This is a genomic window from Kitasatospora sp. NPDC088160 (assembly GCF_044741445.1).
In the GTDB taxonomy this organism is placed as follows: Bacteria; Actinomycetota; Actinomycetes; order Streptomycetales; family Streptomycetaceae; genus Kitasatospora.
Map to the genome: position 1 here is coordinate 1 of NZ_JBIUSS010000012.1, position 13,901 is coordinate 13,901.

Here is a 13,901-nt window from a genome sequence, read left to right on the forward strand (position 1 = left end):
CTTCGTTCATCCAACTCGCTGGTGTCTTCTGCGGCTTGACGCCCCGTCCGACGTTTCAAACTCTAGCCGATCCCCGCTCCGAAAAGCGAATCGACTGCAATCCAATAAAACGAACACACCGAATAAGAACCAAGCCGCGACAAGACGCGACCCAGCCCGAACCAGGAAATGGTGTTTCAAAAGGATTGGCCGCCCCGGGACCGTCCGCGCCGATGCGTGTCCGGTGCTCCCTGCCGAGCGACTAGAGAACACTACCCCTGGTCGGCGTCGCGGGCAAGCCGCTGCCGGCGACGGTCCGGGTGCAGAGTGCGCGGCCGGCTTTCACGTACTCGCCGTTGGGGTGGTCGTTGCCGGTCACCCAGTGGCGGGCGGTGGCCTCGTCGCGGCCGCCGTCGCGGTGGCGGCGGAGCAGGCGCTCCTCGCGGAGGGCGTCGTCGGTGTCCACGTACCAGAGTTCACGCAGCAGGCGGCGGGCCTCCGGCCACGGGGCGTCGGTGGAGGCGAGGTAGTTGCCCTCGGTGATGACGAGGCGGGTGTGCGGGCGGACGACGTGGCGGGCGGCGACCGGTTCGTCGAGGGTACGGTCGAAGTCGGGGGCGTAGATGTCCTGGAAGCGGTCGGCGGCGATGCGGCGCAGCAGGGCGACGTAGCCGTGGGCGTCGAAGGTGGCGGGGGCGCCCTTGCGGTGGGTCAGGGCGAGGCGGTCCAGTTGGGCGGCGGACAGGTGGAAGCCGTCGAGCGGGACGTACGCGGCGCTGCCGGGGCCCTCGGCGCGTTCGATCTCGGCGACCAGGTGCCGGGCCAGGGTGGACTTGCCGGCGGCGGGCGGGCCGGCAAGTCCGAGGATCGTGCGGGCGTTGCTGCCCGGGCCCCGGAGGAAGCCGAGGGCGAGGGCGGTGAGGCGGTCCTCGTTCATGGCCGCACCCTACTCACCTCCGGCACGGGCCTCACCGCTCGGCGAGGGCGGGCACCTCCAGGGTGAGGGTGCCGGCGTCGGCGTCGAGGACGGCGGGGACGCCGAGCGGGACGGTCAGGGTGGAGGGGCAGTGGCCGAAGCCGAGTTCCCAGATGACGGGTATGCCGAGCGGGCCGAGGCGGTCGAGCATGACGTCCCGGACGCGGTCGAGCCGTCCGCAGCCGTCCCAGGAGCCGAGCGCGATGCCGGCGACCCCGTCGAACGCACCGGAGCGCAGGAACTGGGTGAGGAGCCGATCGAGCTGGTACGGCTGCTCGTGGACGTCCTCCAGGATCAGGATGCCGCCGGCGTAGGAGGGCCGGGCGGCGGGCGTGCCGCGCTCGGCCGCGAGGACGTGGAGGCAGCCGCCCGCGGTGACGCCCCGGGCGCGGCCGGGGACGAGGGTGGTGGCGGTCAGTGAGGTGAGCACGGTGGTGGCCGTGGGCTCGAAGAGGGTGCGGCGCAGGTGCTCGGCGGTCGGTCCGTCGGTGATGAAGGAGCCGGCCGCGCTCATCGGCCCGTAGAGGGTGGCGATGCCGAGCCGCTGGGCGAAGGCCTCCTGGAGGGAGGAGACGTCGCTGAAGCCGATGAACGGCTTGGGCGGGACGGCGCGCATGGCGTCCCAGTCGAGCAGGTCGACCATGCGGTGGACGCCGTAGCCGCCACGGGCGCAGATGACGGCGTCGACGGTGGGGTCGAGCCAGGCGGACTGGAGGTCGGCGGCGCGGTCGGCGTCGGTGCCGGCGAGGTAGCCGAGGGTGGGGTGGGCGTCGAGGACGTGCGGGGCGACGGTGACCCGCAGGCCCCAGGAGCGGAGGACCGCGCAGCCGTCGGTGAGCCGCTGGGAGTCGATCGGGCCGCTGGGGGCGACGACGGCGATGTGGTCGCCGGGGCGCAGGTGTGGCGGGCGGGTCAGACCCTGGCCGGGCGTGGTCGGGTGCTGGTCCATGGGCCGGGACGCCTTTCGGGGGAGGCCGGGTACGGGCGGCCTCGGCGTGGTCGAGGCCGCCCGGTGACGATATGCCCCCGTGTCGACGGGCCGATGTCCGCGAGCCGACGTCTTCGGGCCGAAGGTGCCCCGAAGGTGCGCCGGAGGTGCGGGGCGGTTCTTCAGATCGCCCCCATCACCTTCCTGACCTCGTCGAGGGTGGCGTCGGCGACGGCGTTGGCGCGTTCGGCCCCGTCGCGCAGGACCTGGCGCAGGTGGCCTCGGTCGGCGGCGAGTTCGGCGCGGCGGGCGCGCAGGGGGCGGAGGTACTCGTTGACGGAGTCGGTGACGGTGCGCTTGAGCGCGGCGGCCCCGCCGTCACCGATTTCCTCGGCGATCTCCTCGGGTGCGCGGTCCTGGCAGAGCGCGGCGAGCAGGATGAGGCCGGAGACCTCGGGCCGGTTGGCCGGGTCGTAGTCGATCCGACGGTCGGCATCGGTCCTGGCGCCGCGGATGATCCGGGCGGTCTCGTCCTCGGTCGCGCCGAGGGGGACGGAGTTGCCCCGGCTCTTGCTCATCTTGCCGCCGTCGGTGCCGAGCAGCAGCGGGGCGTCGGAGAGCAGTGCGCGGGGAGTGGGGAAGACGGCGCCGCCGTCGGCGTGCGGGTAGCGCTCGTTGAAGCGGCGGGCGATGGTGCGGGCGACTTCGAGGTGGGGCAGCTGGTCCTGGCCGACCGGCACGAGGTTCGCCTTGCAGAAGAGGATGTCGGCGGCCTGGTGGGCGGGGTAGGTGAACATCAGCCCGTTGACGGCGGACTGGCGGGAGTGCGCGATCTCGTCCTTGACGGTGGGGTTGCGGTTCAGTTCGGCGACGCTGACCAGGCTGAGGAAGGGCAGCAGCAGTTGGTTGAGGGCGGGGACGGCGCTGTGCGCGAAGATCGTGGCGCGGTCGGGGTCGAGGCCGGCCGCGAGGTAGTCGAGAACGAGGTTCTCGGTGTGCTCGGCGAGCCGGTCGGCGATGTCCCGGTCGGTGATGACCTGGTAGTCGGCGATCACGACGAACATCTCGACGCCCTGGTTCTGGAGCTGGACGCGGTTGTACAGGGTGCCGAAGTAGTGGCCGAGGTGCAGCGGTCCGGTGGGGCGGTCCCCGGTGAGGACGCGGTGGCCGGCCGGATCGGCGGTGAAGGTGGCGGTGGTCGCCACGGACGGGGTCGTCGCGGTCGTCTCGGTGGTCATCGGGTTTCTCCTCGGTACGGCGGTGGTGGCGGCCGTCCGGGGCGGGGGCCCGTTCCGTGGGAAACGCGAAAGGGCCGTCCATTCCGGACGGCCCTGGTCAAGCGGGTGGGGTGGCCGTCCCTCAGGACGGCCACCAGCACTGGCCCGCGTAGAGCTTCATGCGGTCGAGGATAGCGTCGGTGCCCGGCGGCGTGGTCGGCTTTCGGCGCTCCGGTCCTCCCGGTCCTCCCGGTCCTCTCAGTCCTCGACGACCAGCGCGGGGGTGTCCTTGCGCAACGTCTCGCCGCGGAAGAACTCCGGCCGGGCCAGCCCGTAGCAGGTCATCAGGACGGCGCCGAGCAGCAGGATGCCGACGCCGATGACGAACACCGAGCCGATGCCGAAGACGGCGCCGCTGCCGTAGTCCGGGTTCCAGGCGTCGGTGAGGGTCTGCAGGAAGACCCCGCTCAGCAGCACGCCGCCGAGCAGCGGGGCGATGCCCTTGAGGAACAGGTCGCGGGGGCCGGTGCGCAGCGAGCGGCGGAAGTACCAGACGCAGGCGAACGCGGTCAGCGCGTAGTAGAAGCAGATCATCAGGCCGAGCGCCAGGATGGTGTCCTGGACGACGTTCTCGCTGATCAGGCTCATGCCGACGTAGAAGACGGCGGTGGCGATGCCGGCCGCGACGGTGGCGTACCCGGGGGTGCGGAAGCGCGGGTGGACGGCGCCGAAGCGCGGCGGCACGGCACGGTAGGCGCTCATCGCGAGCAGGGTGCGGGCCACCGGGATAAAGGTGGTCTGGAGGCTGGCGGCGGCGCTGGCGACGACGGCCAGGAAGAGCAGGACGCTCCACGGCGAGCCGAGGACCGGGCGGGCGAGCGCGGCGAAGACGTTGTCGGAGGTCTCCGGGTTGCTGAGGCCGAAGCCGGTGGAGCCGACGCCCGCGAACATCTGGGCGGAGATCGCGACCAGCAGGTACGAGCCGACCAGGGTGACCATGGAGACCATCGCGGCGCGGCCGGGGGTCTTGGCGCTGCCGAGGGTCTCCTCGTTCATGGTGAGACAGGTGTCCCAGCCCCAGTACATGAAGATCGACAGTGACAGGCCGGCGGTGAAGGCGCTGAAGGAGCTGACCTGGAGCGGGTTGAGCCAGGAGAACGAGAAACCGATCGAGTCGGGCAGGTCGCCGGCGGCGGCCTTGCCGACGGCGATGGCCGAGAAGAGCACCAGCACGGCGAGTTGGAGGCCGACCAGGCTGTACTGGAACCACTTGGTGGCGGTCATCCCCCGGTAGCTCATCGCGGTGGCGCCGGCGATCAGCAGGACGACGGTGAGCAGGTGGACGGCCTGGTTCTGGTCGAGTTCGGCGACCCAGCTCCTGCCGGTCATCTCGCCGAGCATCAGGTAGAGGAACTCGGTCGCGACCCCGGCCAGGTTGGACAGCACGATGATGGTCGCGACGGTCAGGCCCCAGCCGGCCATCCAGCCGACCCGGGGGCCGAAGGCCTTGACCGTCCAGGTGAAGGACGTGCCGCAGTCCGGGAAGTCCTTGTTCAGCTCCTTGTAGGCGAACGCGACGAGCAGCATCGGCAGGAAGCCGGCCAGGAACACGGCGGGCATCTGGACGCCGACCGCGGTGACGGTCGGCCCGAGTGTCGCGGTCAGGCAGTAGACCGGGGCGACCGTGGAAACGCCCAGGACCACACTGCCCAGCAGGCCCACCGAGTTGCCCCGTAGACCCTTGTCCCCCGCTCCCCCAGCTGTCCCCTGGTCGGGGACTCCACCACTGATGCCACTGACCGGGGCACCCTGCGGAGCGCCGGGCGCCATTGCCCGGCCGCTGCTTCCGTGCTCTGAGAGCTGCTGATCAAACACCAGCGCACCCTAGGCGCGAGCATGGAAGGTTGAGTAGACCAACCCTTGGTGATCTAAACCACTTGCTTCGATTCGTTCTCGGTGAAGGCCGTCAAGGTGCAGCATTAACGGCGCGTTAAGCGGTGTACCTTGGTTTCAAAGGATTAGGGTCAAGAGAATTTCTCCCTTATGTCAAGGTTTGAGATGGTTCACCCCCGGCCCGGACGGGTCGCCACGTCCCCCCTCGGACGCTTCGGATAGGTTTGCCTCACCTAACCTCGATTCGAAGGAGCGTCGCGTGGCCCCCCACCCCGACGACCTGGTTCTCGTCCCCCGCACCCCCTCCCGCCGCAGGTTCCTCTCCGCCGGGATCGCCGGCGGGGCGGTCCTCGGCCTCGGCGGACTGCTCACCGCCTGCGGCAGCTCCGGCGGCTCGGGCGGCAACGGCGGCTCCGGCGGCGCGACCCCCGGCACCGGCGGCGCATCGCCCGACCAGAAGTCGGTCAAGCAGGGCGGCGACGACTACGCCACCGTGATCGAGAAGATGAAGGGCTTCGGCACCGACGCCGCCCCCGGCGTCTACCCGCGCACCGTCAAGCACGCCATGGGCGAGACCGTCATCCCCGCCAAGCCCACCCGGGTCGTGGTCCTGGACACCGGCGAACTCGACAACGTCGTCGCACTCGGCATCCAGCCGGTCGGCATCGTCTACACCGACGGCTCCAAGTCCCTGCCGTCCTACCTCAAGGACAAGGCCGGCAACCCGGCCAACGTCGGCACCATCAACAGCCTCAACCTGGAGGCCATCGCCGCGCTCAAGCCCGACCTGATCCTCGGCAGCCAGCTGCGCGCCCAGGACCAGTACGCGCAGCTTTCCAAGATCGCGCCGACCGTCTTCTCGCTGCGCCCCGGCTACCCCTGGAAGCAGAACTTCCAGCTCAACGCCAGCCCGTTCGGCCTGGAGGCCGAGGCCAAGACCCAGCTCGACGCGTACCAGGCGGCCGCCACCGCGATCGGCGCCAAGCTCGGCGACAAGCGGCCCACCATCACGCCGCTGCGCTTCATGCCCGGCCGGACCCGGCTGTACGCCGAGCTGTCCTTCATCGGCACCATCCTCACCGACGTCCCGCTGCCGCAGCCCAAGATCGAACAGGTCAAGGAACTCGCGGTGGAGGTCAGCCCGGAGCAGATCGACAAGGCCGACGCCGACTGGATCTTCTACGGCGTGTACGGCAGCCCCAGCTCCACCAACCAGGACGCGGTGCTCGGCGGCGCGCTCTGGAAGACCCTCGGCGCGGTCAAGTCCGGTCAGGCCCGGCCGGTTTCGGATGAGACCTGGTTCCTCGGGCTCGGTGTCATGGCCGCCAACGCGGTGCTCGCCGACCTCAAGGGCTTCGTCGCGCCCGGCACTTGAGTCGACACGGGGCGTAGGGGCGGGCAGTGGTCTCGCGCACACCCCCGGAACTGACTCTTGGAGCTGGTCGCGCGGTGCGGGAGGATCATCCGGACCGTCCGCCGAAGGGCCCGTGCCGATGACCTCGCTCCACTCCGCCGCAACCGACCCGTCCCTGCCCGGCCCGCCCGGGGGCAGCGCCGGATCCGCGCCCCCGCACGCTGCGCGCTGCTCCATCGCGACGGCCGCCGAGACCGGCCCGGCCGGCGCTCCGGGCGCCGCCCCGTCCGGCACGGCCGGTGGGCCGCGCCAGGCGGGCGGCTCACGCCACGACTCGGTTCCGCAGCCGCGCGGACGGGAGGACGGCGCGGGGAACGGCGGACCCGCAGCGGGGGGCGAGGCGGCTGCGGACGATCCGACCACCTCACGGCTGCGGGCGGCGCTCGCCGACCGGCTGCGGGCCGCCCGCGCCCAAGGCCGCTCGGTCGCCGACCTGGCGGCCGCGTGCCGGCGACCGGCCACGGAGGTCCGGGCGCTGCTCGGCGAGAGCGCCGAGGACGGCGAGGACGAGGACGGGGACGGGGACAGCGGGGTCCGTGAGGGCGGCGCGGGCGTTCAGCACCGTGAAGACGTTCCGGGCGGCGAGGCCGAGGCCGTGGGCGGGCGGGCCGGGACCGGGGCAGGCCGGTTCGGTCGACCGGCCGTCGCGCCCGAGGGCGACCGGGCCGTGCCCGTGCTGCGCGCGGCGCGCGAGGAACTCCGGGCCGCCGGATCCCGGCGCCCCGCGCCCTCGCGCCGACTGCGCCGGATGCACCCGCAGGCCGACGCGACCGGGCAGGGGGCGGCCGCACGGGAGACGGCCGCGACCTCCGCTGCTCTCCCGGCCGAGGTCCGGGCGGCAGCCGCACCCGGTTCGGGTGCACCCATCGGAGGCACCGGGGCTGTGACAGCGCCATCGGCCGCCGGCCCCGAGGCGGCGCGGGCCGAGACACCGCTCGGCATCCTGATCGGCGGCAGCCCGAACCAGCCCGAGGCCGTCGGCCGCCCGGAGGAGCGGGCGCCGATCCGGGTGACGGCGGAACCGGTCCGGATCGGCCGCGGCACCAGCCTGATCGTGCTGCCCTCCTGGCGCCCCGCCATCGCCGTCTCGGTGCCGACCGAGCAACTGCTGTCCGCCACCGGGCTCGCCTTCGAGCAGCTGACCGACGCGCAGCTGACCGTGCTGATGAACCCCTGCGCGCTGCACGACCGGGAGCTGGACCTGCACGGCTGGGAATCCGGCCCGGGCGGGCGGGCACGACGCGGCGGGCGCCCGTAGGGGCGTGTGGTCGTAGCAGCGCGCGGGCAGGGCCCGTCGGCAACGGTCGCAGCAGCGCGCGTTCAGGGGCCGCCGGCAACGACCAGGGGACGGCAGCCGGGAGATCGCGGTCGGCCGCGCGTCGGGGAGCGGTCAGCGGGCGGCCGTCAGCGGCTGGCCGGGGCGTTCGGGATGAAGCCGAGGTCGACGGGTACCGGGGGGCGCCCGTCGACGGCCCAGCCCTCGCGGACGGCGGTCAGCAACTCCGGCAGCCGGGGCGGCCAGAGCGCGTCGGCGTTCTCGTCCGCCAGGTCGGCCGGGGTCCACCAGCGCCAGTCGAGGATCCGGTCCTCGGCATGCACCGCGCTGACATCACCGACCGGACCGCGGTGCGGTCCGCCCGTGAGGTAGATGTGCTCGTGCTGACGGACCGGGGTGCCGTGCCAGGTGAAGTCGTGTTCCCAGGTGCAGAGCAGCGGGCCCGGTTCGAGGTCGCTCCAGCCCGTCTCCTCCCAGAGTTCGCGCCGGGCGCCGGTCCACGGGGTCTCGCCGGGCTCCAGCCCGCCGCCCGGCATGGTCCAGTGGACGCCGACCTCGTCGTTGTCCGAACGGAGCAGGAAGACCGAGCCGTCCTCGTCCAGGACCACCGTGCGAGCCGCCTGCCGGGGGACACGCCTACGGAGTCTCAGCAGATTTCGCATCGGATCACTCTCCCAGCACCCGGCCGGGCCGTCGAGCGGGTTTGACGCGCCGAAAGCCGCCGACGCCGCCCCGCCCGGGCCTTACCCTGACGGCCATGCCCGTACCCGCGATCCTCTTCCCCGCCGACCCGCTCAACCCGCGCCGGCCCGACCCGCACTTCGCCTGGGAGGCCAGGCTGCTGCGGGAGTTGGGCGGCGAGCACCACCTGGTCGACCACGACGCGCTGCTCACCGGGCACGCCGAGCAGGCGGTCCGACGGGTGCCGCAGGACCGGGGTCCGCTCTGGTACCGGGGCTGGATGCTTCCGTCCGCCCGCTACGCCGGCTTCGCCGCCGCGCTCGCCGCGCGCGGCTGCGCCCTGCTGACCAGCCCGGCCGGCTACGCGACGGCACACGAACTGCCGGGCTGGTACGGCGTGTTCGAGGGGGCGACCCCGCCCAGCACGTGGATCCCCGCCGCCGCTGCCGCGGTGCCCGGGCCGGAAGAGCTGGCGGCCGCCGCGGCCCGGCTCGGCGGGAGCGGGCCGGCGATCGTCAAGGACTACGTGAAGTCGCGCAAGCACGAGTGGCACGAGGCCTGCTACGTACCCGAGTTGGCCGATCTGGCGAGCGTCGGACGCGTGGTGGCGCGGTTCGTCGAGCTCCAGGGCGAGTTCCTGACCGGCGGGGTGGTGCTGCGGCGGTACGAGGAGTTCGAGCCGCTGGCCGACGGGCCGGGCGGCAGCTCGGGTGACGACTCGGGCGAAGGATCGGGCAGAGGGCCGGATGGAGGGTCGGGCCGTGGGAGCGGGCGGGCCGTGGAGGCGCGGGTGTGGTGGCTGGACGGCGAACCCGTCCTGGTAGGACCGCACCCCGACGCGCCTCACCACGATGTCGAACCCGACCTCACCGGCGTCCACCCCCTGGTCCGGATGCTCGGCTGCCGCTTCGTCACCACCGACCTCGCCAGCCGGGCCGACGGCTCCGGCTGGCGCGTGGTCGAGGTCGGCGACGGACAGGTCAGCGACCTGCCGCGCGGGATCGACGCCACCGGCCTGCTGGCCTCGCTGATCGCCGCCTGACGATCAGCCTGACAGGCCGCCGGCGACGGTCCGCCAGACTGATCGCGGGCAGTCGGCTACCCGGCGGCGACGGCCTCGACCGCCGGGTGGCCGTCCGCGATGAACGCCTGCCAGAGCCGGGCGTACGTGCCGCCCCGGGCGAGCAGCTCGGTGTGCGTGCCGTCCTCGACCACCCGGCCGTGGTCCAGCACGACGACCCGGTCTGCGCGCTCGGCGGTGGTCAGCCGGTGGGCGATGACCAGCGTGGTGCGGCCGCCGCTGAGGCGGTCCGCGGCCTGGTTGACCGCCGCCTCGGTGGCCAGGTCGAGCGCCGCGGTCGCCTCGTCGAGCAGCAGGACGTCCGGATCGACCAGCTCGGCCCGGGCCAGCGCGATCAACTGCCGCTGGCCGGCCGAGAGGTTGCGGCCGCGACCCGCGACCTCGTGGTCGTAGCCGCCGGACAGCCGGACGATCATGTCGTGCGCGCCGACCGCCCGGGCCGCCGCCTCCACCTCGGCCGGCGAGGCGTCGGGCCGGCCGTACGCGATCGCCTCGCGCACCGTGCCCGCGAACAGGTACGCCTCCTGCGGCACCACGCCCAGCCGGTGGCGGTACTGCGCCAGGTCGAAGCGGGTGAGGTCGACCCCGTCCACCCGCACGGTGCCCTCCGTCGCGTCGTAGAACCGGGCGACCAGCTTCACCAGCGTCGACTTGCCGGCGCCGGTCTCGCCCACCAGCGCCACCGTCTGCCCGGCCGGAATGTGCAGGTCCACACCGGTCAGCACCCTCGGGGCGCCGTCCGCACCACCGTTGTAGGCGAAGCCGACGCCCTCGAAGGAGATCTCGCCGCGCAGCCCCTCGGGCACCGGCACGGGGTCGGCCGCCTCGGCCGTGGCGGTCGGGGTGCGCAGCAGCTCCCGGATCCGGCCGAGACCCACCGAAGCCTGCTGGTAGCCGTCGAACACCTGGGACAGCTGATTGACCGGTGCGAAGAACAGATCGATGTACAGCAGGTACGCGACCAGCGCGCCGACCGTCAGCGTCCCGGCGTCGACCCGGGCCGCGCCCACGATCAGCACCAGCGCGGCGGCCACGCTGGAGAGGAACTGGACGAACGGGAAGTACAGCGAGATGTACAGCTGCGCGCGCACCCGGGCCTCGCGATAGGCGACGCCCCGGGCGACGAAGCGGTCCGTGTTGGTGTCCAAGCGGCGGAAGGCCTGGACGATCCGCATGCCCGCCACGTTCTCCTGGAGGTCGGCGTTGACGGTGCTGATGAGGTCCCGGGACAACTCGTACTGATCCCTGGACTTCCGACGGAACACCAGCGTCGCGATCACCAGCAGGGGCAGCACCGCGAAGACCACCAGGGCCAGGCCGGCGTCGATGATCAGCAGCGCGGCGAAGATCCCGCCGAAGGTCAGCAGGCTGACCACGGCGGTGACCACGCCGGTCTGCAGGAAGGACGTCAGCGAGTCCAGGTCGGTGGTCATCCGGGTCATGATCCGACCGGACAGCTCGCGCTCGTAGTAGTCCAGGCCGAGCCGGTTGAGGTGGGCGAAGATCTTGAGGCGGAGCAGGTAGAGCACCCGCTCACCGGTCCGGCCGCTGACCCGGTTCTCGGCGCTCTGCACCAACCAGTCCAGCAGCACCACCACCAGCGCGGCGAGCGCGGCCACGGCGACCCCGGACATCAGGGCCTTGCTGACTCCCTGGTCGATGCCGTGCCGGATCAGCACCGGCAGCACCAGGCCGGAGGCCGCGTCGAGCGCGACGAGCAGCAGGGCCAAGGCGAGCGGGACGCGGAAGGGGCGCAGCAGGCGGCGGAGGGTGAAGTCCGGGTCACCGGCCTCGGCCTCGGCGCGCGGGACCGCCGGGGAGTCGGCGGCCGGCGGGAGGGCCGCGACCTTGGCCAGCAGGTCAGGGTCGGCGGTGCGGGCCGCCTTGACCAGGGCGGGGGTGGGGAGGTCGGGGGTGGCCGGGGCGGGGGTCTGCGTGGCGACGGGTTCCGGGGTGGGGGGCGAGGCCGGCGTGGGGGTCGGTTCGTGGACAGGCTCGGGGGTGGACCACGCCTCGGTCTGCTCAGCGGCCGGCTGCTCGGGGGCCTGCTGCTCGGGGGCCTGCTGCCCAGCAGGCTGCTCGGGGGTCTGCGGAGAGGCCTGCTCGACGGTCCGCGCGGAGGTCTGCTCGACGGTCTGCGGGGCCTCGGACGACCGGGGTGTGCGGCCGGCCTCGGGGTCGGTGATCAGAGCCCGGTACTGGGGACATCGGGCGTCGAGTTCCTCGTGCGTGCCGATGTCCAGCAGCCGGCCGTGATCCAGGACGGCTATCCGGTCGGCGAGCTGCAGGGTCGAACGGCGGTGGGCGATCAGCAGCGTGGTGCGGCCGGTCATCACCGAGCGCAGCGCGTCGTGGATCTCCGCCTCGACCTGCGGGTCCACTGCCGAGGTGGCATCGTCCAGCAGCAGGATCCGGGGGTCGGTGAGGATCGCCCGGGCCAGCGCGATCCGCTGGCGCTGGCCTCCGGAGAGGGTCAGGCCCTGCTCGCCGACCTTGGTCTCGTAGCCGTCGGGCAGCGCGCGGACGAACTCGTCGGCCTGGGCGGCCCGCGCGGCCGCCACCACCTGCTCGTCCGTGGCGTCCGGACGGCCGTAGGCGATGTTGGTGCGGACCGACTCGGAGAACAGGAAGCTCTCCTCGGGGACGATGCCGACCGCCGACCGGACCGAGTCGAGGGTGAGGTCGCGCAGGTCGTGGCCGTAGAGGCGGACGGCGCCGGCCGCCGGGTCGTAGAAGCGCGGCACCAGCTGCGCCACCGTCGACTTGCCGGAGCCGGAAGCCCCGACCAGGGCGAGGGTCTCGCCGGGGGCCAGCTTCAGGCTGAGGCCGTGCAGGACGGGGGCGGGGTGCTCGGGGTCGTAGCGGAACTCGACCTGGTCGAACTCCAGGGCGACATCAGAGGTTCGGGGGCCTGTGGTGGCGCGGGTGTCTGCGGTGGCGCGGGGGCCTGCGGCGCTGCCTTCGCGGACGCCGGTGGCGGCGCCTTCGCGGGTGCCGTCCCCGGTGAGGTCCAGGGTGAGCGCGTCCGGGCGCTCCTGGACCAGCGGGCGCTCGTCGATCAGCTGGAGGACGCGCTCCACACCGGCCCGGGCCTGCTGGCCGACCGTGATGACCATGGTGAGCATCCGCACCGGCCCGGTCATCTGCGCGACGTAGGTGGAGAAGGCGACGAAGGTCCCGAGCGACACCTGGCCGTCGACGGCCAGCCAGCCGCCGAAGGCCAGCACCGCGACCTGCGCGAGCGCCGGGATGGCCTGCATCGCCGGGTTGTAGCGGGCGTTGAGCCGGATCGACCGGAGCCGGGCGGCGAACAGGTGACGGGAGGCCCGCTCCAGCTTGTCCAGCTCCTGCGCCTCCTGACCGAAGCCCTTGACCACCCGGACGCCGCCGATCGCGCCGTCCACCACGCCCGCGACCGCGGCCGCCTCCTGCTGGGCGGCCCAGGTGGCGGGGAAGAGGCGCTTGCGGCTGAGGACGGTGATCCACCACAGCGCGGGGGCCATCACCAGGGCTATCAAGGTGAGCGGCGGGGAGAGCCAGACCATCACGGCCAGCGACATGACGAACATCACCAGGTAACCGGTCATCATCGGCAGCATCGAGAGCAGGCCGTTGATCAGCTGGAGGTCGGAGGTCGCGCGCCCGACCACCTGGCCGGTGTCCAGCCGGTCCTGGCGGTGGCCGTCGAGCCGGCCGAGCGAGCGGAACAGGTCGCTGCGCATGTCGTGCTGGACGTCCAGGGCGAGCTGACCGCCGTAGTAGCGGCGGACCTGGGTGCAACCGAAGACGACGACGGCGGCGAGCAGCAGCACCACCGCCCAGGGGACCAGCGAGCGGGTGTGCGCGGTGATGACGTCGTCGATGATCACCTTGGTGACCAGCGGCACCAGCGAGGTGACGGCCATGCCGACGAGCGAGGCGCCGAAGGCGAGCAGCACGCTGCGGCGGGACCGCCAGCAGTAGCCGACCAGGCGGCGCAGCCAGCCGACGGCCTGCGGGTGGTCGCCGTCCGGCTGCGGGTGGTCGCCGTCCAGCTGCGGGCTCGCGCCGGGGTCCGGTGAGCCGCTCGGGGATTGCTCCACCGTGGATCCGTGAGTCTCAGGCATATTTAGGGATGCTAACCATTTCGTCGGGTGGCCGCCATGGCGTTTCCGGCCCGGATGGGGCCGGAGCGGACCGGGCGGCCCACATCGTCCGGTCCGGCGGACTGGCCAACAGCCTGCGGCCTGCGGTGATTCCCGGCCGAACGCGTCCCGGCCGAACGCACACACGGCCCGCCGACCCCGCCCGCCTCCAGGGTCGCCTGACTCCAGGGTCGCGGACGACCCGCCGAAGGCCCAGCGGCCAGGGGCGGGCGGGCGCCATCCTTTGGTCCTAGACCTCCGGTGGCCGTACGCCTCCGGCCCCGGAGCCGGACCGCCGACCCTTGGGCCCGGACCGCCGGGCAGGCCCTCCG

9 protein-coding genes are annotated in these 13,901 nt (G+C 72.9%); 3 read left to right on the top strand and 6 right to left on the bottom strand.

What is annotated here, in order from left to right; genetic code table 11:
* Positions 1-241: 241 nt before the first annotated feature.
* The 4 genes from ACIOGZ_RS19795 to ACIOGZ_RS19810 form a co-directional block, all read right to left on the bottom strand.
* Entirely contained in the window at positions 242-916 is a 675-nt protein-coding gene (locus ACIOGZ_RS19795) for a nucleoside/nucleotide kinase family protein (protein ID WP_363628191.1), read from the bottom strand.
* 31 nt (positions 917-947) lie between these two features.
* The gene (locus ACIOGZ_RS19800) at positions 948-1,904 is read right to left on the bottom strand and encodes an LD-carboxypeptidase (RefSeq protein ID WP_363628189.1); all 957 of its coding nucleotides are present in this window, start codon (positions 1,902-1,904) and stop codon (positions 948-950) included.
* A 161-nt stretch (positions 1,905-2,065) separates the two neighbouring features.
* Complete coding sequence (gene trpS / locus ACIOGZ_RS19805) at positions 2,066-3,121, bottom strand: tryptophan--tRNA ligase (protein ID WP_400811818.1); 1,056 nt, start codon at positions 3,119-3,121, stop codon at positions 2,066-2,068.
* A gap of 237 nt (positions 3,122-3,358) precedes the next feature.
* Positions 3,359-4,930, bottom strand: a complete 1,572-nt coding sequence (locus tag ACIOGZ_RS19810; protein WP_363583536.1) for an APC family permease — start codon at positions 4,928-4,930, stop codon at positions 3,359-3,361.
* A 322-nt stretch (positions 4,931-5,252) separates the two neighbouring features.
* On the opposite strand from ACIOGZ_RS19810, the gene ACIOGZ_RS19815 reads away from it, so the two are divergent.
* Positions 5,253-6,368: an iron-siderophore ABC transporter substrate-binding protein gene (locus tag ACIOGZ_RS19815; RefSeq protein WP_363628187.1), complete on the top strand. Its 1,116-nt coding sequence runs from the start codon at positions 5,253-5,255 to the stop codon at positions 6,366-6,368.
* 118 nt (positions 6,369-6,486) lie between these two features.
* Positions 6,487-7,665 (top strand): hypothetical protein, encoded by a 1,179-nt coding sequence (locus ACIOGZ_RS19820; protein ID WP_400811814.1) that lies wholly within the window; start codon positions 6,487-6,489, stop codon positions 7,663-7,665.
* Between the two features lie 146 nt (positions 7,666-7,811).
* Here the strand turns inward: ACIOGZ_RS19820 and ACIOGZ_RS19825 are convergent, their stop codons facing one another.
* Positions 7,812-8,345 carry an NUDIX domain-containing protein gene (locus tag ACIOGZ_RS19825; protein ID WP_363583542.1) on the bottom strand — a complete coding sequence of 178 codons (534 nt, stop codon included), beginning with the start codon at positions 8,343-8,345 and terminating at the stop codon, positions 7,812-7,814.
* A gap of 95 nt (positions 8,346-8,440) precedes the next feature.
* Here ACIOGZ_RS19825 and ACIOGZ_RS19830 point away from each other — a divergent pair, with 95 nt between their 5' ends.
* On the top strand, positions 8,441-9,406 hold the full coding sequence (locus ACIOGZ_RS19830; RefSeq protein ID WP_400986592.1) for an ATP-grasp domain-containing protein: 966 nt from the start codon (positions 8,441-8,443) through the stop codon (positions 9,404-9,406).
* A gap of 56 nt (positions 9,407-9,462) precedes the next feature.
* On the opposite strand, the gene ACIOGZ_RS19835 is transcribed toward ACIOGZ_RS19830, so the two are convergent.
* Complete coding sequence (locus ACIOGZ_RS19835; RefSeq protein ID WP_400811809.1) at positions 9,463-13,551, bottom strand: ABC transporter transmembrane domain-containing protein; 4,089 nt, start codon at positions 13,549-13,551, stop codon at positions 9,463-9,465.
* Between the last annotated feature and the right edge of the window lie 350 nt (positions 13,552-13,901).